The sequence below is a fragment of the Mesorhizobium sp. M0106 genome (assembly GCF_040322715.1).
In the GTDB taxonomy this organism is placed as follows: Bacteria; Pseudomonadota; Alphaproteobacteria; order Rhizobiales; family Rhizobiaceae; genus Mesorhizobium.
The window spans coordinates 24,784-49,349 of the sequence record NZ_JAMYUA010000014.1 but is presented as its reverse complement, the minus strand read 5'-3'; the positions used below and the strand labels follow the sequence as shown (position 1 = coordinate 49,349).

Sequence of the window (24,566 nt, the reverse complement as noted above, 5' to 3'; positions counted from 1 at the left end):
GAAAAACCCAGGAGGATCGATCCTCCGGGGTTTTTTGAGCCGCGCTTTCCGTCCTGGCGGAAAGGGCTCCGCTACTCTACCGGCTGCAAGTCAGCCGGCCGCAGGCCCGAAGACCTTAGCGATAGATGATCGGACAGCCGCGCTCGTTGGCGAATACGATCACGACGCGGTCGCCATACTGGCGGCCGGCGACCTTGACCGTGCGGCGGTTGATGTCGATGATGCGGGCGCGGTGCAGGCCCATGCGTTCGGCCTTGTCGATGGCACGCTCCGGCGAACAGGACCGGCGCCAGCCGCCATGACGACGGTGTTCGCGATAGTAACCATCATCTTCGTCGCCGGTATAGACGCCGACGCGCGGATCTTGGTTGTTGCCGAAGCCGAGATAGATGCTGTCAGCATGAGCGGGGATGGCAGCAAGCGTGCCAAGGCCGACAAGAGCCGAAAGAGCCGCCGTCTTGATGGTGTTGAACATTGTCTTCTCTCCTTGTTGAGGGTTTCCACACGTTTTCGTCGAACCGATGGGAGGAGAATGCACCTGTCTGTCTGAATTTTTTGCGAACCGGCCGTTCATCTCCAGTTCATAAGGCAGAACCGGAATAGTCTCTCGCTTCTGGAACCGGTGTTATGGACGGCGGTGCTGCATAGGGTGGGCATGGTGGATGGACAACGTCCGTTTTGCCGTCGTTCCGGATTCTCGATTTCGCGGTAAAATCCTAAGGCTCGTCCGCGAGCATATGGTCGAAATAGTCGTCCGGCTCGGCAAGGTCGGTCTCGCTGGCGCTGACCCGGCCGCGCATCGAGATGCCGGCCTCGTGCACGGTCTCGTCGCTTCCAGACACCAGCCTGTGCCACCAATAGAGGTCGCGGCCCTCGGCGACCAGCCGGTAAGCGCAGGTCTTGGGCAGCCAGCTGATGGTGCGCACATTCTGCGGCGTCAGCCCGACGCAATCCGGAACACGCGCCAGCCGGTTGGCATAGTCGGAGCAGCGGCAGCTTCCAGCGTCGAACAGCCGGCAGCCGACGCTGGTCCAGTAGATCTCGCCGGTGTCCTCGTCTTCGAGTTTGGACAGGCAGCATTTGCCGCAGCCGTCGCAGAGTGATTCCCACTCGGCCGGGGTCATCGCCTCGAGCGTCTTGGTCTTCCAGAACGGCTTTTCCATCGTCGGCATGTGGCCCTCGGACGCTTCAAGGTCAAGCACGGCAACCGTGCACCCTCGTCCGAACGATACGCCGGGACCATACGCCGGAACATACGCCAGGACCATACGAATGACATGAAGTCGCCTTCAAAACGCCGGTCAATCGCCCTGTGCCACAGCTAGAACCTACAAACAGGAACCAAACATGGTTGCTGAAAGTTTGGGCAGGGATGGGACGCCACAAGGAGTGTTTATGATGAAACGCCAACCACGGATTCTGGCAGGCACGGCGCTTGGCCTGTTGATGGCGTCCGCGCCGCTAGGCGCGTTCCCGCTGCAAGGCAATGCCGCATTCAGCCCCGTGCAACGCACCGCAGCGCCGTTCATCCCAGTGCAATCGAGTTGCGCCGAGGGCGAGTCGGCGGAGGCCTGCGCGCAAAGCCAGCAGGCAGAGCAGCCCAGAAAGAAGAAGCGCGACCAGCAGCAGCAAACGGAATCCGCTCCGGCCGAGCAGGCGGCTCCAGCCGAGTCCGAGCAACCCCGCAAGAAGCGGCGCAATCAGCAGCAGCAAACAGAATCCGCTCCGGCCGAGCAGATCGCTCCAGCCGAGTCCGAGCAACCCCGCAAGAAGCGGCGCAATCAGCAGCAGCAAACAGAATCTGCTCCGGCCGAGCAGATCGCTCCGGCCGAGACCGAGCAACCCCGCAAGAAGCGGCGCAATCGGCAGCAGATCGAAGCGGCCCCATCGGAACAACCGGCCGAGCAGGCAGCGCCGGCAAACGACAACCAGCCCAACATCAATCCGCGCAAGAAGAAGCAAAAACAGAACCAGCAGATCGAGGCTGCCCCGGCAGAACAGGCTCCGACTGTCGAGCCCGGACAAAAGCCGGGCAAGCGCAAGAAGCCTGCTGAATTGACCGGACCCGCCACGGAGCCGGAAGGCCAGCCGGCGCCGACCAATAAGGAAGCGACCCCACAGGCCCAACCGGCTCCGACCGAGCAGCAGGCCGCTCCCGTCCAGGGCGAACAGCCCCAGGACAAGATCAAGAAACGTGGCAAGAGGCCTGTCGGCGAACAGCCGGTGACAGGAGAGCAACAGCCCTCGACCGGCGAACAGCCTTCGACTGGCCAGGCCGCGCCTGTCCAGGGTGAAAATCCGGTCCAGGGTGAAGCCCAGGCCAATCCGAACGAGGCACCTGTTCTGGACAGCCAGAAGGATGTCTTGCGCAAGCGCAAGGGTGGCAAGGAGCGCGGCCAAAATGCCGGTAAGCAGCAGGGCAACCAGCCCGCCCAGCAGGGCGAGAACCAGGTGGAAGCCCCGAAGCCGGCTCCGGTCGAGGAGGGACCGCCACCTACCGACGACAAGGCGGCCCAGCAGGCGATCAAGCCTGAAAAGATCGTTCCGGTGACGGAGGAAAAGGGCAAGCGTGTCGAGCGTGCGCCGGACATCGAGGATGTTCGCCGCCGTCCGCGCCCCCAGGGCACCAACGTCGTCAGGGAATTCGGCGACCGCGTCATCCTACAGTTCAACAACCAGACGTTCGTCGAAAGCAGCGATGCCCCGCGCATGCATCGTGGCGCCAGGAATGTCTATTATGAGGACCTGTCGGGCGATCGCACCCGGGAAATCGTCGAGCGCGACAATGGTGTCCGGATCGTCACCATCCGCAACCGCTACGGCGACGTCATCCAGCGCTCACGCATCGCGCCCGACGGCCGTGAATATGTGCTGAGCTATGTCGACGAGCGGAACTATGATGATGATGCAGACTGGCGCGACCCGGGCGACGACCTGCCGCCGATGCGCCTTACCATCCCGCAAGAGGAATACATTCTGGATTCCGAAGAGGTCGAGGATCCGGACGACTACTACACCTTCCTCGAACGGCCGCCGGTCGAGAGGGTCCAGCGCCTCTATTCGATCGACGAGGTCAAGCGCTCGGCCCGCGTGCGCGACATCGCCCGCCGCATCGACCTCGACACGCTCAACTTCGAATTCGGTTCGGCCTCGATTTCCGACACCGAGGTCCAGAAGCTGGAGGGTGTTGCCAGCGCCATGGACAAGCTGCTGAAGAAAAACCCGGCCGAGAGCTTCCTGATCGAGGGCCATACCGACGCTGTCGGCACACCGGAAGCGAACCTTGCTCTGTCCGACCGCCGCGCCGAGGCGGTCGCCGAAGCCTTGACCAACGCCTTTGGCATCCCGCCGGAGAACCTGACGACGCAGGGCTATGGCGAGGAGTATCTCAAGGTCAACACGTCGGGACCCAACCGCGAGAACCGCCGCGTCGCCATCCGCCGGATTACCCCCCTGGTAGCGCCGGTGGCCAGCGCCCAATAAACCGCAATGTGAACCGCGCGATTTGATCAACAATTGAATCGCGCGGTCATCAATCTTGAAACGCGCGGTTACCCATCCCAGATTCTGGAAAGGGCGTTCCCTGCCCTGTCCCGACTCCAGCGGGACACACGAGCCCCGCCGGTTCCCCTCCCCGGCGGGGTTTCGTTTTTTTGAAACCTTGCAAACCGCCGCAGCCTGCCCGAAATACGGCGCTCCGACAACGGAGCCCGAATCGCCGCATGAAGCGCCTCGAACTCGCCATCGAATCGATCATTCTCGCCTCGCGCTGGCTGCTGGTCGCCTTCTATCTCGGACTGGGTGCGGCACTTGCCATCTATGCCGTGTCCTTCGGCAACAAGCTGTTCGAGTTCGTCTCCGTCGCCTTCACGCTCGATGACACCGACACCATCCTGAAAATACTCGGCCTCATCGATGCCGCGCTGGTCGCCTCACTGGTGGTGATGGTGATCATCTCGGGTTACGAAAACTTCGTCAGCCGCTTCGATGAAAATGATGGCAAGGTGCATTGGCTGGGCACGATCGATGTCGGCTCGCTGAAGGTCAAGGTCGCCTCGACAATCGTAGCGATCTCCTCGATCCACCTCTTGCAGGTGTTCCTGAACTCGGTCTCCTACACGACTGACCAGCTGATGTGGCTGACCATTATTCATCTGGCCTTCGTTCTGTCGGCACTGATGCTTGCCTATATCGACCGGCTGATGGGTCTTGGCAAAGCCAAGAAAGCCGAAGACTGAGCACGCGTCTGTGCCGGTCTTTTGAGAGATACTTCTGTAGCGAGATACTTTCCGTCAGTAGATACCTTTGATTTTGGTATCCGACCGGCCGAACACCTCGTCCGGCACAAAAAAGTCGCCGGCGAGCGGGCCTGTCGCACCCGGCGCATAGGCCGAGAAATCGCTGACGCCCTCAGCGCGCAGCACTTCTTCGTCAATGTAGAAATTGCCGGTCGCCTCACGCGACGGCCTGACCAGGATGGCGTATGCCGCATCGGCCATGATGTCGGGCGAACGGCTCATCGCCGCCACCGTCGCCCCGCCCAGGAGGTTACGCACCGCCGCCGTGTCGATGGTCGAGATCGGCCATAGCGAATTGACCGCAATGCCGTCCCTGGCGAACTCGGCGCTCATGCCCAGCGTGCACATCGACATGCCGAACTTTGCCATCGTGTAGGCGACATGGTTCTTGAACCACTTGGCCTTCATGTCGAGCGGCGGCGCCAGATTCAAGATGTGAGGATTTTCCGCCAACCTCAAGTGCGGAATGCACATTTTGGAGACGAGAAAAGTGCCGCGCGTGTTGATCTGGTGCATCAGATCGTAGCGCTTCATATCAGTCTCCAGCGTGCCGGTGAGTTGGATGGCACTGGCGTTGTTGACGCAGATATCGATGCCGCCGAACCTCTCCACGGTCTTGGCGACCGCTTCGGCGACCTGTTCTTCATCCCGAATGTCGCACAGCACCGGCAGCGCCTTGCCGCCGGCCTGCTCGATCTCGTGCGCCGCTGTGTAGATCGTCCCGGGCAGCTTCGGATGCGGCTCGGCGGTCTTGGCCGCGATCGTCACATTGGCGCCATCGCGCGCGGCGCGCAGCGCAATCGCCAGCCCGATGCCGCGCGACCCGCCGGAGATGAAAAGCGTCTTTCCCTTGAGCGACATCCTTGCGCCTTCCTTCAACATGAAAGACACGATCCTTGCGCGGCTGAGAACCGCCGCGCAAGGCCCAACACACCGGATGCGGGTTACGCTGCGTCGGCCTTGAGACGAGCTAGACCAGCACCAGGCCCTGCCGCATGGCGATGGCAATCGCATCGGTGCGGTTGGCGGCACCGAGCTTCGTCAGGATCGCTGCGACATGGAACTTCGCCGTATGCACGGAGATGTTCAGCCGCCGCGCGATGACCTTGTTGGGGGCGCCCTCGGCCAGCAGCGCCAGCACCTCGCTTTCCCGCGGCGAAAGCGTCGGCCGGACGATATGCTCGTCAGTCGGTTCCTCTTCGAACCGGTCGCTGTCATGGAAGGTCAAATCGTGATGCCGATCGGATAGAGCATGGCTGTCGCGCGAAATCCGGTAGCCCGCAGCCGCGAGCCGCGCGGCGGCGGCGATCAGCAACTCGTCCGCTTGCACGGGCAGCACGGCAAACACTGTATCGGCCGGCCGTTCGCGGGCCGCTCGCGACGATAGCAGCACGCGAGGCATAGCCGCGTCGACGAGCCCGCCTTGTAGCCCATGATCATCGACGATGGCGACATCCGCCGCCTCACGCCCGTCGACTTCGCCGGCCAGAACCGGCCGCAGATCATCGGTCGCGGCGAGAACGGCGGACAGACTTCGCGCGCGCTCGACGTCACCGAGCGCGATCAGCACCGTCAGCCGTCTGCCAGCGACCTCGCCGCTTACCATCTATCCCTCAGCTCAGTGGCTTTTCACCGATGGTCAGGGAAACCTCACGGTTCTCGCCGCCGCGCACCACGCCGAGTGTGACCAAGGCACCGGCGCTGTCCGGCCCGAGCTTGCGGATCAGCTCGCGCGGGCCATGCACCGTCTCCGCGTTCCACGACACGATGATGTCGCCGAGACTGAGACCGGCTGATTTCGCCGGCCCGTTATCGTCGAGGCTCATCACCATGGCGCCCTGTGTATCACCATTGCGGACCGGATGCAGGCCGGCGCCAAGATAGCCGCGCGCCACATGGCCCTTCTCGCGCAGCGTCGTGACTGCCCGCTCGATCGTTTCGTAAGGCATGACCAGCGCCCGCCGGCGTGGCCCGAACAGCAGCATGCCGATCAGTCCACCCTTGGCGTCGAGCACAGGGCCACCCTCGAAACGGCCGCCGGCATTGACGGCAAGGTTGATGCGCCGGTCGATCGTGCCGCCGCGCATTGAACGCCAGGCCGGGCCGACCTCGCCGACCGTGCCGAAGGTAGCGAGCGAGGTGCCGTCGCTATTGCCCGCCACGACCGCCAGATTGCCCGGCCGCACCGCATCCGCCTTTACCAGTGACGGGGCGCCCGGCGCGCCGGCCGGTTTCAAAACGGCCGTGCCGGTGGACGGGTCGCGGCCGACCAGTTCCGCCTTGACGGCTTCGCCCGAAGAAAACGTCAGCTCGATCTCCTCGCCGGCCTCGACCGCCTCCTCGGCAGTGACGAAATAGCCGTCCCGCCAGTGGAAAGCAGTTGACGTCCGGTGGTGCGTCGCGAAGCTGGCCGTCGCTGGTGCCGCGGCTGCCGCGATGTCGGCAATGGCGTCGGAAAACGTGCTCAGATTGAAATCGCTCATGATTTATCTCCTGGGTTCTTCGTGACCCAGATATCGCCCGGCAGGACGTTGGCGGATACTCGCCTGACGGCTAGTTTGGGCATGTGACTGGCCATCTGGTCAGGTCGCGGCCGGTCCGGCCGCTCCGCACATATAGGCATTGTTCATCTTGTTCCAAACGGAGCCCTCGGATGGCCCTGCCCGCCCAGCAATTGCAATATGACGATGCCCTTCTCGATGCCTATTCGGCGACGGTCGCCGATGCCGTCGACCGCATCGGGCCCGCCGTCTGCCGCATCGAGCGCATCGGTGGCCCGGGCGGCCATGGCTCCGGCTTCGTCATCGCGCAGGACGGGCTGGTCGTCACCAACTTCCACGTCGTCGGCGATGCGCGCAGCGTGCGCGTGTCAATGCCGGACGGCGCCTCCAGGGAAGGCCGCGTGCTCGGCCGCGATCCCGACACCGACATTGCGCTGGTGCGCGCCGACGGCAACTTTGCCGATGTTGCGCCGCTTGGCGATTCCAAGCGTTTGAGGCGCGGCCAGATTGCAATTGCCATCGGCAATCCGCTCGGCTTCGAATGGACCGTCACCACTGGCGTCGTCTCGGCACTCGGCCGCTCGATGCGCGCCTCCACCGGCCGGCTGATCGACGACGTCATCCAGACCGACGCCGCGCTCAACCCCGGCAATTCCGGCGGCCCGCTGGTGTCCTCGGCCGGCGAGGTGATCGGCGTTAACACCGCGATGATCCACGGTGCGCAAGGCATCGCCTTCGCGGTTGCCTCCAACACCGCCAATTTCGTCATCTCGGAAATCATCCGCTTCGGCCGTGTGCGCCGTGCCTTCATCGGCGTTTCCGCCGACACCACCAACCTGCCGCGCCGCGCAGCTCTTTTGTCGCAAGTATCGAGCAGCACGGCGGTGCGCCTGCGCACCGTCGAAAAGAACAGCCCGGCGGCCAAAGCCGGCCTCAGGGAAGGCGACATTATTGCCGCCATCGACGGCCGCCCGGTCACCGGCGTCGACGATCTGGTGCGCATGCTCGACGCCGAGCGAATCGGCCGCGAGACACTGTGCACGGTGGTGCGCCGCTCCGGCATTACTCAGGTCACCGTGATGCCGTTGGCGCGGGCGAGTTAGCGCGCCGCAGCACCCTGCGCATATTGCGCCATAAATTCTGGGCTCGGCGGGATCGGCCTGATCACGTCGATCAGCACGCCGTTGGGATCCCTGGTGATGAAATGGCGCTGGCCGAAGGGTTCGTCGCGTAGCGTTCGCAGGATCGGCAGGCCAACGGCGGTGATCCGCTCATAGATGACATCCGGATCCCTGACCTCGAAATTGATCAGCAGGCCAGATGTGCGGCCCCGCCCTTCCTCCGGGATCGTCTCATGATCGCCCTGGACGATGCCGAGGTTGACGCGACGGTCTTCGGCCGAGCGCAGATGCACGTACCAGTCGGCCTCAAACAGCGGCTTGAAGCCGAAATGCGCAACATAAAAGGCTGCCGTGCCGGCAACGTCGCTCGTCATCAGCACCGGATAATAGCTCGTCGTCCTCATCTTTCCTTCTCCCGGCAAATAACATACAGTCTGCAGGTAAATGGAATTAACATACAGGCTGCATGTATGCAACAAGGATCCGCTCGTCGCTCCAACCGTGATCGCACCGCCGCGACACGCGCCGAGCTCATCGCCGCGGCTCGCAAACTGTTCACCGAAAAGTCCTATGCCGAGACCGGCACACCCGAGATCGCCGCCGCTGCCGGCGTCACGCGCGGCGCGCTCTATCATCACTTTGCCGACAAGCAGGCGTTGTTTGCCGCTGTGGTCGAACAGGAGGCGCAAGCCGTCTCGGAAGAGATCGAACGCGCGTCGCCGCCTTCGCTATTTGCCCGCGATGCGCTGATTGCCGGCTCGGATGCCTATCTGGCTGCCATGCGTGCGCCCGGCCGTACGCGGCTCTTGCTGCTTGACGGCCCGGCCGTGCTCGGCCGCGCCGCCATGGATGCGATCGACAATCGCCATGGCAACCGTTCGCTGCGCGAAGGCCTTGTTACCGCGATGCGCTCGCACTCCATGACGAGACTGCCTGTGGAAGCACTGACCGCGGTGCTCGCAGCCGCCTTCGACCGCGCAGCGCTCGCCATCGAAACTGGAGCATCGATCGAGGACTATCGCGCCGTTCTCATGGCGCTGATCGACGGCCTGTCTCCGGCTCCTCCTCAGGTATCTCACCCGGTTCGAACTCGTTGAAACAGCCTAGCTGGCGCTTGAACTGGTCGATCAGCCAGGCGGCCGCCGGTTTCGGGCTGCGATCGGCGCGGTGCATGGCATAGAGCGGCGAGCGGACTTCGCTGTAAGGCTCGAGATCGAGTTCGACGAGCCGGCCGGTCGCCAGATCATCGGCAATCAGCCATCGCGGCAGCCCGCCCCAGCCCAGCCCCTCGCGCATCAGCACGTGCTTGGTGCGCACATCCGTCAGCCGCCAGGTGCGGTAGGCGAAGACGCCATAGTCACGCCCGCGCGTACGCTCGGACTGGTCCGAGACGACCAGTTGGATGTGTTCGCGGACATCCTCTAGCGCCACTGGTCTAGGCAGCAGCGCCAGGGGGTGATCAGGCGCTGCGGCTGGCACCAGGGAGAAGAAGCCGATGCGAAGCAGATTCACGTCCGTCTCACCCAGAAGCCCCCCGATGCCGAGATCGGCCTGTCCGCCGACAACATGATCGAGGATAAGGCCAAGCGAGCCGATATGCAGACGCAGCGTCACGGCCGGGAACTGCGCCTCGAATGCCTTTAGCACCCGAACCAGCACCGGCGACGGTAGCGTCACGTCGACCGACAGCGTAACTTCCGCCTCCAATCCCTGCCGGTATCCGTCGACACGCGAGCGGATGCGTTGCAGCACGCCGACCATGCGCCGCGCATCTTCCAGCGTCGCCTTGCCGACATCGGTCAGTTGCGGTTCACGCGTGCCCTCGCGCTCGAACAGCTTCAGCCCGAGCTGCGCTTCGAGGTTGGCGATGGCGTAGCTGATCACCGATTGCGCGCGATTCAATTTGCGCCCGGCGGCCGAGAAGCTGCCGGTCTCGGCCACCGCAACCAGGATCTGCAGTTGGTCAAGCGTCGGGTTCGGTTGCATCGTTCAATCCACATTTTAGATGGATAATATACAAAATATACCAGTTTTTCAAATGGGTCTGCGCACACATATCTGCCGGGAGATTTTGATCCAACCCTGGAGACCCCATTATGTCCATCCTTCTTGTCACATCGAGCCCGCGCGGCGCTGCCTCACACTCGACCCGTATTGCTACTGAATTCGCCGAAAAGCTTGTTGCCGCCGATCCGTCGAACACGCTTGTCGTGCGCGACCTCGTCGCCAATCCGTTGCCGCACATCGATGCCGATTATGCGACCGGCATCTACACGCCGGCCGAAGCGCGCACCTCACGCCAGGCTGAAGTCGTTGGCGTTTCCGATGTCGTTCTGGATGAACTGTTCGCGGCCGATACGGTGATTCTCGCCACCGGCTTCATCAACTTCAACATCTCCTCGACGCTGAAGTCCTGGGTCGATCACATTGCCCGTTCCGGCAAGAGCTTTGCCTATGGCGAGAACGGCCCCAAGGGCCTCGTCACCGGCAAGAAGGTCTATATCGTGCTGGCTTCGGGCGGCATCTATTCCGAAGGTGCGGCCGTGCAGTTCGATCACGCCATTCCCTACCTGCGCAGCGTGCTTGGCTTCCTCGGCATGACCGATGTCGAGGTCATCCGCATCGAAGGAGTCGGCATGGGCGCCGATGCGGTGGCAGCAGCGCTGGCCAAGGCCTCGACCAAGGTCGACGCCATTGTGGCCGCGACCGGTAATGCCGAGCGCGTCGCCACCGCGGCGTAAAGCGTCAGGATCGTCTGAATTGTACAAGGGCAGGCGCCCGGCGCCTGCCCTTGTTGTCGTTGGCACAACCTATTGTGGTGGGCCACACAACCGCCATTGGTTATTCCGCTTGTCTGCGCTATCGGTCGCGGATGTTCCTTTCCGTTGCCACAACGCACCGTCCGGCCACCGATCTCGGCTTCTTGCTGCACAAGCATCCGGATCGCCTGCACGAGACCGACCTGTCTTTCGGCAAGGCGTGGCTGTTCTATCCCGAGGCAACCGAAGACCGTTGCGAGGCTGCACTCCTGCTCGATGTCGATCCTGTGGGACTGGTGCGGGGCAAGGGCCAGGCAGAAGGCCTGCTTGACCAATATGTGAACGACCGGCCTTACGCAGCATCATCCTTCCTGTCGGTGGCGCTGAATAAAATGCTGCGGACGGCGATGACCGGTATATCGAAGGAGCGCCAGGAACTGGCCGACAGCGAACTGCCGCTGGAAGCCGTGGTTACGCCACTGCCAATGCGCGGCGGTGAGGTTCTGGTTCGAAGTTTGTTCGAACCCTTGGGCTGGACAGTCGATCTGACGCCAATCGAAGGAATCGGGGGTGTTGCAGGCGAGCCCCGATACGGCCATCTGAAGCTGACCGGCACGGGCCGGCTCAGCGCCTTGTTGAACTACCTCTACGTGCTGATCCCGGTGATGGACGATGCCAAGCATTATTGGGTCGGCGAAGCAGAGATCGACAAGCTGCTGTCCAAAGGCGAAGGCTGGCTGGAAAATCATCCGGCCAAAGACCTGATCGTGCGCCGCTATCTGGGCAATCGCAGGGCCTTGACCCGCATCGCCCTGGAGCGGCTGGCTCCCGAGACGTCTGGCGAGGCACGACCTGCCGAGTTGCGCGCCACGCCCGAGGAAGCGCTTGAGACGCCTATCCGGCTCAACGATCTGCGCATGGACGCAGTTGTCCACGCCATTCGGGCGACGGGAGGAACCACGGTTGCGGATCTGGGATGCGGTGAAGGTAAGCTGCTCGACAGGCTGGTGCGCGAGCGATGGATCCACAAGCTGTTCGGTCTGGATCCGGCGGCGCGCGAACTGGAATGGGCCGCAAAGCGTCTCAAGCTGAACGAATTAGGCGGGCCGCCCGAGGCCCGGGTCACGCTGCTGCATGGATCGCTGACCTACCGGGACAGCCGTTGGGCCGCAGCCGACGTCGCCGTTCTGGTCGAGGTCATCGAGCATCTCGACGAGGACAGGCTGCCCCTGGTCGAACGCATCGTTTTCGGTGAGACGGCGCCCAAATCCGTCATCGTGACCACTCCGAATGCGGACTACAACGCTCTGTTTCCAAGACTGGTCCCTGGCGCATTTCGCCATCCCGATCACCGTTTCGAATGGAGCCGGGCTCAGTTCCAAGCCTGGGCGGCCAAAATCACCGAGATCTATGGCTATGCAGCCACCTTCAGCGGTATCGGAGCCGAGGACCCGACCCTCGGCGCCCCCACACAGATGGCGGTGTTCACCCGATGAGAGAACCCGATAAGACCAACCTCACCATTCCTGACTTCGCCCTCGTCGTGCTGATCGGCTCGACCGGATCGGGCAAGTCGACTTTCGCCGCCAAGCATTTCCTGACGACCGAGATTATCTCCTCGGACCAGTGCCGGGCGCTGATCTCCGACGACGAAACCGACCAGGACGTCTCTGCGGATGCCTTCGACCTGGTTCGCGAAATAGCCGGCAAGCGGCTCAAACACCGCAGGCTGGCCGTCATCGACGCCACCAATGTGCGAGCCGCCGACCGCAAGGCCTGGATTGAGCTGGCGCGCAAGTGGCACGCTTTGCCGGTCGCCGTGGTCCTCGATCCAGGCGTCGAGGTGTGCGTCGCACGCAATGCGGTGCGAGCCGACCGGCCGTTCGGCGCCGGGGTCGCCCAGCGCATGACAACCGAGATCCGCAAGGGTCTTGGCGGCCTCCAACGCGAGGGCTTCCGCCAAGTCTGGAAGCTTACCAGCGAGGCCAGCATCGACGCGGCCGAGGTGTCGCGACAGCCGCTGTGGACCGATAAGCGCGACGACCATGGCCCGTTCGATATCATTGGCGACATCCACGGCTGTTCGGATGAGCTTCATATCCTGCTCGCTCGATTGGGCTACAGCATCGTCTGGTCTGAGCATCAGGGCGACCGAACGGTCACCGTGGTTCCACCAGAGGGCCGCAAGATCGTCTTTGTCGGCGACCTCGTCGATCGCGGCCCCAACTCGCCCAACGTACTCCGCATTGCCATGAGCATGGTCGCGGCTGGAACGGCTTACTGTGTCCAGGGCAACCATGAACGCAAACTCAGCCGCTGGCTAGAAGGCCGCAAGGTCACGGTCGCTCACGGCCTCCAGCAGACTGTCGATCAGCTAAATGCACAGGACCGAGGCCTGCGCGAGGCGCTGCCGGCCTTTCTCGACGGCCTGCGCAGCCATGTCTGGCTCGATGGCGGAGGCCTCGCCGTCGCCCATGCCGGCCTCAAGGAAGAGATGATCGGACGCGGTTCCGGCGCTGTGCGCGAGTTCGCTCTGTACGGCGAGACCACAGGCGAGACCGACGAGTTCGGGCTGCCCGTCCGTGCCGACTGGGCTGCGGCCTATCGTGGCAAGACGGCCATTATCTATGGACATACGCCCACGCTATCGGCCGAATGGGTCAACAACACCCTGTGCATCGACACCGGATGCGTATTTGGCGGCAAGCTGACGGCCTTGCGCTGGCCGGAACGCGAACTGGTCGAGGTGTCGGCAATCGAGACCTGGTCGGAGCCGATACGTCCGCTGGGCGGGTCCGGTCCCGGTAAATCGGCACAGGCCGACGCCGACGGCGTGCTCGATTATCAGGATGTCTCCGGTCGCCGTTGGATCGAGACCGGACTGAGGGGCCGGATTGTCGTGGCCGAGGAGAACGCGTCGGCAGCACTGGAGGTGATGAGCCGCTTCGCGCTCTCGCCGCAATGGCTGATCTATCTGCCGCCGACCATGTCGCCGTCCGAGACCAGCAGCCAGGACGGCTGGCTGGAACGTCCGGAGGATGCCTTCGCTTACTTCCGCGAGCGCGGCGTTGCGCAGATCGTGTGCGAGGAGAAGCACATGGGTTCGCGGGCAGTGATCGCGCTCTGCCGGAACGCGCAGGCGGCACGCAGCCGCTTCGGGGTCCCTGGCGACGAAACCGGCGCAATCTGGACCCGCACCGGACGCTCCTTTTTCAATGACACTGCCATGACGGAGGACCTGCTCGCCCGTCTTCGCACCGAGGTCGACGCGGCGGATCTGTGGAAGGAATTGAACAGCGACTGGCTGCTGCTGGACGCCGAGATAATGCCTTGGTCGGCCAAGGCCGGCAGTCTGATCGAAAGCCAGTATGCGCCTGTGGCCACATCCTCTGCCGCCGGTCTCAAGGCCAGCAGCGAGGCGCTGGCCCGTGCGATGGCGCGCGGCGTCGATGCAGCCGGCCTGAACGCACGCCTTGAAGACCGGGCCGTCCGCGCAGCCAAATACGCCACCGCCTGGGCACCCTACGTATGGCCAGTTTCGGGCGTCGAGGACCTTAAGGCCGCGCCTTTCCACCTGCTGGCCAGCGAGGGACGTGTTTGGTTTGACCAGGACCATGTCTGGCACATGTCGCTCGCGGACCGTCTGGCTGCCCGTGGCGGCGTGGTCACGCCGACTCGATGGCGTATGGTTGATCTGGCCGACGGCAGCGCGTGTGCCGAGGCCGTCGCCTGGTGGGAAGCGCTGACTGGCTCAGGCGGCGAAGGCATGGTGGTCAAACCATGCGACTTCGTCAGCCGTGGCAAGAAGGGGCTCATCCAGCCGGCGCTGAAGGTCCGCGGCCCGGAATATTTGCGCATCATCTATGGTCCCGAATATGACGCGCCCGACAATCTCGTCCGCCTCCGAGAACGCGGCCTGGCCGGCAAGCGCAGCCTGGCGCTCAGAGAGTTCGCGCTTGGCCACGAAGCGCTAACGCGATTTGTCGCCAAGCAGCCGCTACGCCGGGTTCACGAGTGTGTCTTCGCCGTGCTGGCGTTGGAAAGCGAGCCAATCGACCCAAGGCTGTAGTAGCCGATCTATCCGAAGATCTTCTCGCCTTGCTCGTCGACCAGCTGGATGCCCTTTTTGATCGAGATGTCGACAGCGTCATCAAGCCCGGCAAAGCGGTCGGCGCGGATGAATTTGTGCTCCTTCATCACGCCGTCGATCTCCTTCGAAACCACGCCGCAGGTCTGGTACTGGCCCTCCGCCTTGTAGGGCGTGGCGCTGATCAAAAATCCCTTGTGCTCGATCTGCTTTGCCGGCGCCGCTGTCTTTGGCTCGGCGGCTTCGTTGCCTCCGCCGAAAAGACGCTTCAGAAAAGACATGGGGTATCCTCCAACGGCAATCATCCTGCACCACATAGCGCGGTGCAGGATGATTTTCAGTACCGGTCCTTGGCCGAGCGGGCAAGGGCCGCAGCTGGCTTGGCACTCAGAGGTCAGTCGCGCGACAACGCTTCCAACGCCTCTGCGGCAGCTTCCAATATGCTGATTGCCTCGGCCTGCTTTGCTTCAGGCGCATCGACGATTTCGCCGAGCGCGGCGCGCAGCCGGTGGCGCACGGCGCGAAACTCGTCGCGCTTTTCCGAGCGGCCGCGGCCGCGCCGGCCACCGTCGCCGTCATCGTTCCAGCCGAACCAGTCGCGCGCCTTCGCCATCTTGCGGCCGAAGCGCTCGAGATGTTCGAGCACGTGGTCGATCATCTCGCGATTTTCGTTGAGGTGCGCCTGCCCAGTCTCGGTGATTGAAAACACCTTCTTGTTGCCTTCCGCCGTAGAAACGGCGTAGCCGGCCTCTTCCAGGAAGGTCAGCGTCGGGTAGACCACGCCGGGGCTCGGGCTGTAGAAGCCGCTGGTGCGCTCCTCCAGCGCCTTGATGATGTCATAGCCGTGCCGCGGCGCCTCGGCCAGCAGCGACAGCGTGATCAGCTTGAGATCGCCGTCGGCCAGCATGCGCCCGGCGCGGAACATGTCGCCCGGCCCGCCGCGTCCGCCGCCTCTCATGCCATGCCCGAACGGACCAAAGCCGCCGCGCCCACCGAACTTGCCGGCCATATGCATGAAAACGCGCTCGGCGTGTTCGCCAAAACGATGATGCCCGAAATGATTGTCTTTGTGCATTGTCTGCTCCTTGAGTTATGTCTTACGATATATCTCAACTAAGTGCCCGCCACGGTCGAGTCAAGATATATCTTACTTACGATGTATCTGAAAATGGCACCAGCAGGATTGATTTCGCCAGCGAGGGCAGCTAGAGGGTGCATGAGGGCCGAAGGCCGCTCCGTAAGCGTCTGTGAAGCAACGCATCCACCCCGGTCGTTCCGGGCAGTTACGTCGACAATACCGGCGAATGGATGCAAGGCGACGAACCGGATGCTTCAGGGAAATCCAAATGACCATGAACCCCCCCCGCAGCAAGCTGCCTGCGCGCTATGCCGCCGTGCTCGGCCCGCTGGTGCTGTCGTTGCTGATGACGTTCATCGTGTCGTTCATCTCGACACTGAAAAGCCTTGGCTTCCAGCCCGACATGCTGGCCACTTGGCTGACGGCTTGGGGCCTGTCCTGGCTGGTGGCCTTTCCGACGCTGCTGCTGGTGCTGCCGGCGGTGCGCCGTATCGTTGGCTGGCTTTGCGAGCCCGTGGCTCGATAGCAGGGCACGCGAAAGGCCTGGAAACAATCTCCGGACCTTTCGGTGCGGAGCGAATAATACCCGTTACCAGCGGCCTTTGCGCCGGTTCCAGGCATAGAGCAGATCGGCAAAGCGATCATAGCCATAGCGCGTCAACGGCAGTGCGCCGGGATTGCCGAACAGCGTTGCGAGCCAGCCTTCGCCGGGCGTCGTCCGCCATACAGCAATGGCAACATCGGCGCCGGCCAGCAATTTGCCGTCGGCGTCGATCGCATGCAGCCGGCGCCGGATGTCCTCCAGCCCGATGCCGTATCCGGCCAGCGCCGCCGGTTCGGCATTGATGTCGCGAAATTCGATCCGCCCGGCCTTGACCGCCTCGATCAGCCGCCGCTTCTGCCGGCTGATACCGGCATCACAGACCGGACAGCGCGTATTATACCAGACGGTCAGCAGAGGCTTGCTCATCTTTCGAAACGGCACCAGAGGACACGCACGGATTATCCGAGAAATGCCGTTGCGCCGCAACGTGACACGATACCGGCGGAATGGCCGGTTTCGCTGATCCAGGTCGCCCAAAGGGTACGCAGCGGTTTTACGATAACGACATGCATAAAAAGAAGAGCTTAAGCGCGTCGCAAAGGCCGTTCAGCGCGACGCGCTTCAGGCGCCGCGGCTCAGCCGAGCGAGGTGATGATCTCGCGATAGGCATCCTCCGGGAAAGCCTTGAGCGTCCGAGTCCTGACGTTGCCAGCCGTCGCCAGCATTAACGAGAAACGAGCCAGGACGGCATCGTCGGGCGCTTCGAGCACGGCCACCATGTCGCAATCCCCCATGGTGAGATAAAATGCCTTGAAGGACCCGCCCATGTCTCCCAGCAGCTTCTTGGCGGCATCGAGCCGCTTCGGCGATTCGCGCACGTTTTTGGCGCCTTGCTCCGTCCAGTTGATCAGCACGATGTAAGTTGTCATGCCACACCTCCCTCCGGTGCCACGGAGCACGGCGTCCAACTGCCGGGGCGGGCATCCGGGTTTGTCGCCCAGAGAATGCGTCCGTCGCGGAATTATCCTCTCGTAGGGCACGACACGCAAGAGCGGCGCGTTCAATCGTGATCGCCTGTGCCCAAACGGAAAAGGGCGCCACCGGCGCCCTTGAAACTGCTTATCCGTCACCCGGCCTCAGCTGTCGAGGAAGCTTCTGAGCTTGCGCGACCGGCTCGGGTGCTTGAGCTTGCGCAGCGCCTTGGCTTCGATCTGGCGGATGCGCTCGCGGGTGACCGAGAACTGCTGGCCGACCTCTTCAAGCGTGTGGTCGGTGTTCATGCCGATGCCGAAGCGCATTCTGAGCACGCGCTCTTCGCGCGGCGTCAGCGAGGCCAATACGCGCGTCGTCGTCTCGCGCAAATTGGCCTGGATCGCCGCGTCGATCGGCAGGATCGCCATCTTGTCCTCGATGAAGTCGCCAAGATGCGAATCCTCCTCGTCGCCGACCGGCGTTTCGAGCGAGATCGGCTCCTTGGCGATCTTCAGCACCTTGCGCACTTTTTCCAGCGGCATGGCGAGCTTTTCCGCCAGTTCTTCCGGCGTCGGCTCACGGCCGATCTCATGCAGCATCTGGCGCGAGGTGCGCACGATCTTGTTGATCGTTTCGATCATGTGCACCGGAATGCGGATGGTGCGCGCCTGGTCGGCGATCGAACGGGTGATCGCCTGCCGGATCCACCATGTCGCGTAGGTCGAGAACTTGTAGCCGCGGCGGTATTCGAATTTGTCGACCGCCTTCATCAGGCCGATATTGCCTTCCTGGATCAGGTCGAGGAACTGCAGGCCGCGATTGGTGTATTTCTTGGCGATGGAGATGACGAGGCGCAGATTGGCCTCGACCATTTCCTTCTTGGCGATCGCGGCTTCGCGCTCGCCCTTCTGCACCTGGTTGACGATCTTGCGGAATTCCTGGATCGAAATCGCCGTCTCGGTGGCGAGGTTCTGGATCTCGGCGCGCAGGTCGCGGATGGCGTCCTTCTCGTTCTTGGTGAATTCCTTCCAGCCGCGCGAAGTCAAATTGCCGATCGAGCGCGTCCAGTTCGGATCGAGCTCCGAGCCCTGATATTCCTTGAGGAATTCCTCGCGGCGCACGCCATAGCTTTCGGCCAGCCTGAGCAGCTTGCCTTCGTTCTGCACCAGGCGCTTGTTGATGTCGTAGAGCTGCTCGACCAGCGCCTCGATGCGCGCCGTGTTCAAGGACAGCGACTTCACCGCCTTGATCAGCTGGTCCTTCAATTCCTTCAGCCGGCGGTCCTGGCTGGGCGACAGCGTGCCCGCGGCAGCCAGCCGGTTCTCGACCTGCTGGTCCTGCAGCTTGCGCAGTTTCTTGTAGGTGTCGGCAATGACGTCGAGCGTCTCCATCACCTGCGGGCGCAGTTCCGCTTCCATGGCCGCCAGCGACAGGCTCGCCTCGTCATCGTCTTCCTCGTCGTCGTCCACCAGGCCACGGGTGTCGCCGCCGACATTGGTGATGTCGTCCTCGTCCTCGCGCGAACGGCGCGACTTTTCCTCGGTCTTGGCTTCCTCGATACGCTCGACAACCGGCGCCTGCTTGGCCTCCGGCCCGGCATAGGTCGCCTCGAGGTCGATGATCTCGCGCAGCAGGATCTTCGATTCGTTGAGCTCGTCACGCCAGATGATGATGGCCTGGAAAGTCAGCGGGCTTTCGCAAAGGCCCGCGATCATCGTCTCGCGGCCGGCCTCGATGCGCTTGGCGATCGCGATTTCGCCCTCGCGCGACAGAAGCTCGACTGAGCCCATCTCGCGCAGATACATGCGGACCGGATCGTCGGTTCGGTCGGTCGGCTCTTTCTTGGTCGTGGTGGCGGCGACGGCAGTGCCGGTCTGCTCGGCCAGCTCGTTGGCGTCTTCCTCGGCGTCAGCGGCGGTATCGGCGGCTTCGGGCTCCTCGCCCTGCTCGTCGTCCTCGACCACGTTGATGCCCATGTCGGAAAGCATGGCCATCGTGTCCTCGATCTGCTCGGAGGTCACTTCCTCCGAGGGCAGCACCGAATTCAGCTCGTCCATGGTGACATAACCGCGCTTCTTGGCGGCCTTGATCATCTTCTTGACAGCATCGTCGGAAAGGTCGAGCAGAGGGCCATCGGTCGCGGCCTCGCGTTCGGTCTCGACTTCTTCCTTTTCTTTTGTCGCCATAGTCTTTATTTTCTCCAAGCGGCTGAGTATCAAAGCCGCGTAAGCTGCCGGTCCGGTCAAATTGGATGCGCTCCTTCCAGAACGCGCTTTACCGGGCCAGTAACTGCATCTCTCGTTAAGTCCAGATTAACCCTGATATCTGTGGCAAGCTGACTGCCTGTCCAGTGATCAGTACCTTACATCGCTGCATTCCCGTCGATGCCGGGGCGGGTTAACGTTTCGAATCGACCTGATTCCGCCATTCTGCCGGAAGGTCAAGCGCCTCTCGCATGATTCGCATGAAAAAAGCGAATCAATTACCCGACTTAGAGCACCGCACGCTTGATTCAACGCGCAAGCACGTCCTTACATTTCAGTCTTCTGGAGGCTTCGATCTAAACGCGCCCAGCTCTGCCCGACGATACGCCAAACCCTTCGATCAGCGCTTCCGTTGCCTGCACATCGCGAAATTGCGCCTGGATTTCGACCAGGTGCCGGTAATTTTCGTCCGTGGGATCGCTGGCGAGCGCTGCTTCCGCCTGCTTCAGCTCCTTATGTAAGGTGCGCGCGCTGCGCTGCAAGTGGAGAGCTTGGCTGAACGCATCGCGAGCATCGTCGAGTGCTGCCGTTTCCAGCGCCGGCCATTGCCGCGCACGTTTGATCAGCGCCACCGCGCGCTGCCAGATCTCACCGCAGCCGGCCCGCTCGATCGTCGCGATTACAGCCTCGCGGTTGTTGGCCATATCGTGCGCCATGGCGTCGAGGATGGCCGCATGCAGCCGCTTCAGATCGGAATTGGCGAGATCGAGGAACTCGACATGGGCGAAATTCTCGTCGATCAGCACGGGATGGTTGACGAGGGCCGCAATGATCGTCGCCTCGCGCACCGACATGCCCTCGCCGCCGCGTTTGACCAGCGCCGAGCGGCCGAGGCTTTCGGTGATCGCGGTGCGCCCACCGGCATTGCCGCCACGTGCAAACTGTCCGCCGGGTGCTGAGACCCTGCCCGGGAAGCGCTCACCTGGCCGTCCGTCCTGACGTCCCTGGCGTCCGCGCTGGGCACCGAAGAAGCTCTGCACGCGCTCGCGCATTTCCTGTTGGTAGTGATAGCGAAGGCTCTCGTCGCGGATGCGGCTGGTCAGTTCGCGTAGCGTCTTTTCGAGCTCCGCCCGCCGTTCCGGCGTGTCGAAGATGCCGCCGGCGGTCTCGCGCATCCACAAGAGGTCGGCCAGCGGCCGTGCCTCGGAAAGCACGGCGCGGAACGCATCCGGCCCGTCACCCTTGACCAGATCGTCGGGATCCTTGCCCTCCGGCAGCAGGGCGAAGCGCACGGAGCGGCCTGCCTGGACCGCCGGCAGCGCCATGTCGGCGGCGCGCCACGCTGCCTTCAACCCGGCCTGGTCGCCGTCGAAGCACAGCACCGGCTCGCCAGCCATGCGCCATAGAAGTTCGAGCTGGTTTTCAGTCAACGCGGTGCCGAGCGGCGCCACCACGTTTTCGAAGCCGGCCTGCGCCAGCGCGATCACATCCATGTAGCCTTCGACGGCAATGACGGTGCCGGCCTTGGCCAGCGTCCCCTTTCCCAGTGCTTGCCGCGCACGGGCGAAATTGTAGAGCACGTTGCCCTTGTGGAAGAGCTCCGTATCGGGCGAGTTCATATATTTGGCCAGCGCATCCGGCGCCAGTGCCCGCCCTCCGAAGGCGATGATCTTGCCCCTGGAATCCGGGATCGGGAACATGACGCGGTCGCGGAACCAATCGTAGGAAACCGGGACGTCGTCGCCATGGCGCACCAGCCCGCACGCCTCGATGTCGGCCTTGGGGACACCCCTGGCGGCAAGATGCTCCTTCAGCGCATTGCGGCTGTCGGGGGCATAGCCGAGGCGGAAAGACTGCTGCGTCGCCGGTGTCAGCCCTCGGTCGCGCAGATAGGCGCGGGCCTTTGCCCCTTCCGGTCCCTGCAGCCGTTCCTGGAAGAACGCCGTCGCCATCTCCATGACGTCAGTCAGGCTGGCGCGTTCCTTTTCGCGCCGCTCCTCCTGGGCATCGCGAACCGGCATCGGCACGCCGGCCATGTCGGCGATCTTCTCGACCGCTTCAGGAAAGCTCATCCCGTCAAGTTCGGTCAGGAACTTGAAATGGTCGCCCGAAACCGAGCAGCCGAAGCAATGGTAGCGGCCCTTCTTGTCCTCGCAGTGGAAGGACGGGCTCTTCTCGCCATGGAAGGGACAGCACGCCCAATAGTCGCCGCGCGGCGCGTTAGTCTTCTTCCTGTCCCACGCGACGCGCTGGCCGATCACCGAAGAAATCGGCACGCGGTCGCGGATCTCGTCGAGGAAAGCAGGCGGAAAGCGCATGGGGGACAGCTCGTTTAGCCTCCATATAATCACACGGTCGAAGCCCGACGACTCCTAATGGCGATCATACCCGGTTTTCACAGGCCAAAAAGAGAAGGCGGCCCGCGGGCCGCCTTCTCGATCTAAACCGACGCAGCGCGGTCAGCCGTTCCGGGCTCACTGCGCGGCGATGGCGCCGAAGATCAGGCCGGAGAGAACGCTGACCAGCAGATAGTCGTTGCCGACCCGGATCCATTCCTGCCCGGGACCCGGACGGCGCAGGCCATAGTGGCGATAGTCGCGGATCGGCTGGTGACGCTTCCAGCTGGAATATCTCTGGCCGTTGCGCCAATGGCTGCGCTTCACGACGATCTTTTTCTTCACTACGACGCGCTTGTTCACGTCGACATGCCTGCCGGGCCTTTGCCAGTCGACCTGGCTGTAGTTCGACTGCGACGCGTTTGGTGTGTTCAGAGGTGCAGTCTGGCCCTGCCAGGTGGTTGCAGCCAGCATCGAGAAGGCAATGGCGGAAAGAACGATACGTTTCATGGCGGGTACTCCTTGGTTGTCGATGCCTACGGAATAGAGCCGGGAGGATGAACCGAAACTGAACACCGAGATTACGTTTTCGTAATGATTTCCTACGTTTAGAACGACTAATTCAGCGTTACCTTTAAAGCGGGCGTCCGGGAATGGACGCATGACCCGCCGCAACTCCGCAGTCTATGCAACCATTTTGTCAGCCATCCATTTCCGACACGCTCCGTCGCGTGCCAACAGGCGTCGGAACCGGGCAAAATTTATTATTCGGCTAAAATAAATCGGAGTAATATCAACGTCTGCAATGTCCACGATTCGCGCCCACTTTTGCACCCTTGACGTCACGGCGCCCGCGTCGCTGGCATCTGTTGGGTTGCGGGGTCGGGCATGAGTGGCTCTGTCGTTTTGCTGCACCTTGCCGGTGCGGTCGCATTGATGCTGTTTGCCACCCGTTTGGTGAAGACCGGCGTCGAGCGCGCCTATGGCGATGTGCTGCGCCACAAACTGCGCGCCACAATGCGCAATCCGTTCATGGCGGTTCTGGCCGGCTGCGGCCTGGCTGTCGCGCTGCAAAGCTCGACCGCCGTCACCTTGCTGGTCGGCTCATTCGCCGGCTCCGGTATTGTCAGCGGCATGTCGGGCCAGCTTGCGGTGCGCGGCGCCGAGATCGGCTCGGCACTGGTGGTCAAGCTGCTCACCTTCGATCTGTCGCTGCTGGTGCCGATCTGCTTGGTCGCCGGCACCGTCATGTTCATGGCCACCGAGCGGCGCGACTGGCGCCAGTTCGGCCGCATCCTGGTCGGCATCGGCCTGCTGCTTCTGTCGCTGGAGATGATCGGCCAGGCGTCGGAGCCACTGCGCCAGAGCACGCTGATGCCGCTCATCGTCGATTACTTCTCCGGCGATCCGGTCACCGCCTATCTTCTGGCGGCGTTGGTCACCTGGCTGTTCCATTCCTCGATCGCCGCGGTGCTGCTGATGGTGACGCTGGCCGGCCGCGGCTTCATCCCGCCCGAACTCGGCATCGTGCTGGTGCTCGGTGTCAATCTCGGCTCTTCGATCATCGCGCCGCTTCTAACCCGCAACGCAGAGCCCGGCGTTCGTATCGTGCCGATCGGCAATCTCCTGATGCGCGGCATGGGTTCGCTGATCATGCTGATCCTGTTCCTGACGTTCAAACCGCCGGTCGCCTTCTTGGGCAGCACGGTGCCCGAGCAGATCGTCAATGCCCACATTGTCTTCAACATCCTGATCCTGATCGCCGGCCTACCGCTGGCGAGCCTGGTCTATCGCGCCTCGGAAAGGATCGTGGCGTTGGGCACCAAGCCCCAGGCCGCCAACGCGCTCGACGTCGTCGAGCTTTCGGCGCTCAACGAAAGTGCGCTTGATGTGCCGAGCCAGGCAATGGCCAACGCCACCCGCGAGGTGGTGCGGGTCTGCGAAACGGTCGAGATCATGCTGAAACGGATCATCGAGCTCTATGAGAGCGCCGATGACGACAAGATCGGCGCGCTGGCCGCACTCGACGACCGTGTCGACAGGAAGCACGCTGCGATCAAGCTCTATCTGGCCAGGGTCACCAAGAACCCGTTGAGCGAGGACGAGGCGCTGCGTTGCCAGGAGCTGATCGGCGCCTGCGTCAAGCTGGAGCAGGTCGGCGACATCATCGTGCGCAATATGCTGGTCCACGTGAAGAAGAAATTCGAGCGTGGGCTGGAGTTCACGCCGGAAGGCTGGCGCGAGCTTTGCGCCTTCCATGCCTTGGTGCTTGCCAATGCCAGGCTTGCCTTCAACGTGCTGGTGTCCCGCGATCCGGAGACCGCTCGCCAGTTGGTGCTGGAAAAGGACCGGCTGCGCGACCGCGAGAAGGAAACCAGCCAGAGCCATTTCGTGCGGCTGCGCGACGGCACCCCCAAGAGCGTCGAGACCAGTTCGATCCATCTCGACACCATTCGCGACCTCAAGCAGATCAACTCGCTGCTCGCCTCGATGGCCTATCCCGTACTTGAAGAGCGCGGCCTGCTCACCGGTTCGCGGCTGAAGGCCGGATAGATTGCAACCACAGGCCGGGTAGCTTCAGAACATCGCCTAGAAAATTGCTGTTGGCCAATGCGCAAAAAATTATCTTTGCGCCACCTCCTGTCTGTCGGCTAAAGATCGCCGCA

Annotated in this window: 23 protein-coding genes; 9 read left to right on the top strand and 14 right to left on the bottom strand. The window is 62.9% G+C overall.

Annotation, left to right across the window (positions count from 1 at the left end; translation table 11 throughout):
• Positions 1 to 115: 115 nt before the first annotated feature.
• Together NKJ55_RS15885 and NKJ55_RS15880 are read right to left on the bottom strand one after the other, a co-directional pair.
• The gene (locus tag NKJ55_RS15885) at positions 116 to 475 is read right to left on the bottom strand and encodes a hypothetical protein (RefSeq protein WP_023678277.1); all 360 of its coding nucleotides are present in this window, start codon (positions 473 to 475) and stop codon (positions 116 to 118) included.
• Between the two features lie 241 nt (positions 476 to 716).
• Complete coding sequence (locus NKJ55_RS15880) at positions 717 to 1,163, bottom strand: YcgN family cysteine cluster protein (RefSeq protein WP_023678278.1); 447 nt, start codon at positions 1,161 to 1,163, stop codon at positions 717 to 719.
• A 235-nt stretch (positions 1,164 to 1,398) separates the two neighbouring features.
• Between NKJ55_RS15880 and NKJ55_RS15875 the strand changes: the two genes are divergently transcribed.
• Complete coding sequence (locus NKJ55_RS15875) at positions 1,399 to 3,483, top strand: OmpA family protein (RefSeq protein WP_352450731.1); 2,085 nt, start codon at positions 1,399 to 1,401, stop codon at positions 3,481 to 3,483.
• A gap of 239 nt (positions 3,484 to 3,722) precedes the next feature.
• Positions 3,723 to 4,238 carry a TIGR00645 family protein gene (locus NKJ55_RS15870; RefSeq protein ID WP_352450730.1) on the top strand — a complete coding sequence of 172 codons (516 nt, stop codon included), beginning with the start codon at positions 3,723 to 3,725 and terminating at the stop codon, positions 4,236 to 4,238.
• 54 nt (positions 4,239 to 4,292) lie between these two features.
• Here the strand turns inward: NKJ55_RS15870 and NKJ55_RS15865 are convergent, their stop codons facing one another.
• The 3 genes from NKJ55_RS15865 to NKJ55_RS15855 all read right to left on the bottom strand — a co-directional run bounded on the left by NKJ55_RS15865 (position 4,293) and on the right by NKJ55_RS15855 (position 6,781).
• Complete coding sequence (locus NKJ55_RS15865) at positions 4,293 to 5,159, bottom strand: SDR family oxidoreductase (RefSeq protein ID WP_352450797.1); 867 nt, start codon at positions 5,157 to 5,159, stop codon at positions 4,293 to 4,295.
• A 109-nt stretch (positions 5,160 to 5,268) separates the two neighbouring features.
• A complete protein-coding gene (locus tag NKJ55_RS15860; RefSeq protein WP_352450729.1) occupies positions 5,269 to 5,904 on the bottom strand; it encodes a helix-turn-helix transcriptional regulator in 636 nt (211 codons plus the stop codon).
• A gap of 7 nt (positions 5,905 to 5,911) precedes the next feature.
• Positions 5,912 to 6,781, bottom strand: a complete 870-nt coding sequence (locus NKJ55_RS15855) for a S1C family serine protease (protein ID WP_023678283.1) — start codon at positions 6,779 to 6,781, stop codon at positions 5,912 to 5,914.
• A gap of 170 nt (positions 6,782 to 6,951) precedes the next feature.
• On the opposite strand from NKJ55_RS15855, the gene NKJ55_RS15850 reads away from it, so the two are divergent.
• Positions 6,952 to 7,902 (top strand): S1C family serine protease, encoded by a 951-nt coding sequence (locus NKJ55_RS15850; RefSeq protein WP_023678284.1) that lies wholly within the window; start codon positions 6,952 to 6,954, stop codon positions 7,900 to 7,902.
• Here NKJ55_RS15850 and NKJ55_RS15845 read toward each other — a convergent pair.
• Positions 7,899 to 8,324 (bottom strand): VOC family protein, encoded by a 426-nt coding sequence (locus NKJ55_RS15845; protein WP_352450728.1) that lies wholly within the window; start codon positions 8,322 to 8,324, stop codon positions 7,899 to 7,901. The genes NKJ55_RS15850 and NKJ55_RS15845 overlap by 4 nt on opposite strands.
• 66 nt (positions 8,325 to 8,390) lie before the next feature.
• On the opposite strand from NKJ55_RS15845, the gene NKJ55_RS15840 reads away from it, so the two are divergent.
• Complete coding sequence (locus NKJ55_RS15840) at positions 8,391 to 9,017, top strand: TetR/AcrR family transcriptional regulator (RefSeq protein ID WP_352450727.1); 627 nt, start codon at positions 8,391 to 8,393, stop codon at positions 9,015 to 9,017.
• Here NKJ55_RS15840 and NKJ55_RS15835 read toward each other — a convergent pair.
• Positions 8,950 to 9,906, bottom strand: a complete 957-nt coding sequence (locus NKJ55_RS15835; RefSeq protein ID WP_352450726.1) for a LysR family transcriptional regulator — start codon at positions 9,904 to 9,906, stop codon at positions 8,950 to 8,952. The two genes, NKJ55_RS15840 and NKJ55_RS15835, sit on opposite strands and share 68 nt — an antisense overlap.
• Positions 9,907 to 10,016: 110 nt before the next feature.
• Between NKJ55_RS15835 and NKJ55_RS15830 the strand changes: the two genes are divergently transcribed.
• The 3 genes from NKJ55_RS15830 (at position 10,017) to NKJ55_RS15820 (ending at position 14,748) form a co-directional block, all read left to right on the top strand.
• A complete protein-coding gene (locus tag NKJ55_RS15830; protein WP_023678288.1) occupies positions 10,017 to 10,661 on the top strand; it encodes an FMN-dependent NADH-azoreductase in 645 nt (214 codons plus the stop codon).
• A gap of 131 nt (positions 10,662 to 10,792) precedes the next feature.
• The gene (locus NKJ55_RS15825) at positions 10,793 to 12,175 is read left to right on the top strand and encodes a 3' terminal RNA ribose 2'-O-methyltransferase Hen1 (protein ID WP_352450725.1); all 1,383 of its coding nucleotides are present in this window, start codon (positions 10,793 to 10,795) and stop codon (positions 12,173 to 12,175) included.
• A complete protein-coding gene (locus NKJ55_RS15820) occupies positions 12,172 to 14,748 on the top strand; it encodes a polynucleotide kinase-phosphatase (RefSeq protein WP_352450724.1) in 2,577 nt (858 codons plus the stop codon). Before NKJ55_RS15825 ends, NKJ55_RS15820 begins: the two co-directional genes overlap by 4 nt.
• A gap of 8 nt (positions 14,749 to 14,756) precedes the next feature.
• Here NKJ55_RS15820 and NKJ55_RS15815 read toward each other — a convergent pair whose 3' ends face one another.
• Together NKJ55_RS15815 and NKJ55_RS15810 are read right to left on the bottom strand one after the other, a co-directional pair.
• Positions 14,757 to 15,047, bottom strand: a complete 291-nt coding sequence (locus NKJ55_RS15815) for an HlyU family transcriptional regulator (protein ID WP_023678291.1) — start codon at positions 15,045 to 15,047, stop codon at positions 14,757 to 14,759.
• A 113-nt stretch (positions 15,048 to 15,160) separates the two neighbouring features.
• Positions 15,161 to 15,841, bottom strand: a complete 681-nt coding sequence (locus NKJ55_RS15810) for a PadR family transcriptional regulator (protein WP_352450723.1) — start codon at positions 15,839 to 15,841, stop codon at positions 15,161 to 15,163.
• Between the two features lie 271 nt (positions 15,842 to 16,112).
• Here NKJ55_RS15810 and NKJ55_RS15805 point away from each other — a divergent pair, with 271 nt between their 5' ends.
• Positions 16,113 to 16,370: a DUF2798 domain-containing protein gene (locus tag NKJ55_RS15805; protein ID WP_352450722.1), complete on the top strand. Its 258-nt coding sequence runs from the start codon at positions 16,113 to 16,115 to the stop codon at positions 16,368 to 16,370.
• A 63-nt stretch (positions 16,371 to 16,433) separates the two neighbouring features.
• Here NKJ55_RS15805 and NKJ55_RS15800 read toward each other — a convergent pair whose 3' ends face one another.
• The 5 genes from NKJ55_RS15800 to NKJ55_RS15780 all read right to left on the bottom strand — a co-directional run bounded on the left by NKJ55_RS15800 (position 16,434) and on the right by NKJ55_RS15780 (position 22,410).
• The gene (locus tag NKJ55_RS15800; protein ID WP_352450721.1) at positions 16,434 to 16,814 is read right to left on the bottom strand and encodes a thiol-disulfide oxidoreductase DCC family protein; all 381 of its coding nucleotides are present in this window, start codon (positions 16,812 to 16,814) and stop codon (positions 16,434 to 16,436) included.
• 209 nt (positions 16,815 to 17,023) lie between these two features.
• Positions 17,024 to 17,317: a GYD domain-containing protein gene (locus tag NKJ55_RS15795; RefSeq protein ID WP_352450720.1), complete on the bottom strand. Its 294-nt coding sequence runs from the start codon at positions 17,315 to 17,317 to the stop codon at positions 17,024 to 17,026.
• 207 nt (positions 17,318 to 17,524) lie between these two features.
• Positions 17,525 to 19,546 carry an RNA polymerase sigma factor RpoD gene (gene rpoD, locus NKJ55_RS15790; protein ID WP_023678297.1) on the bottom strand — a complete coding sequence of 674 codons (2,022 nt, stop codon included), beginning with the start codon at positions 19,544 to 19,546 and terminating at the stop codon, positions 17,525 to 17,527.
• A gap of 374 nt (positions 19,547 to 19,920) precedes the next feature.
• A complete protein-coding gene (gene dnaG / locus NKJ55_RS15785) occupies positions 19,921 to 21,882 on the bottom strand; it encodes a DNA primase (RefSeq protein WP_352450719.1) in 1,962 nt (653 codons plus the stop codon).
• Between the two features lie 156 nt (positions 21,883 to 22,038).
• Entirely contained in the window at positions 22,039 to 22,410 is a 372-nt protein-coding gene (locus NKJ55_RS15780) for an RcnB family protein (protein WP_352450718.1), read from the bottom strand.
• 378 nt (positions 22,411 to 22,788) lie between these two features.
• Here NKJ55_RS15780 and NKJ55_RS15775 point away from each other — a divergent pair, with 378 nt between their 5' ends.
• Complete coding sequence (locus NKJ55_RS15775; protein ID WP_352450717.1) at positions 22,789 to 24,453, top strand: Na/Pi cotransporter family protein; 1,665 nt, start codon at positions 22,789 to 22,791, stop codon at positions 24,451 to 24,453.
• The last annotated feature ends 113 nt before the right edge of the window (positions 24,454 to 24,566 follow it).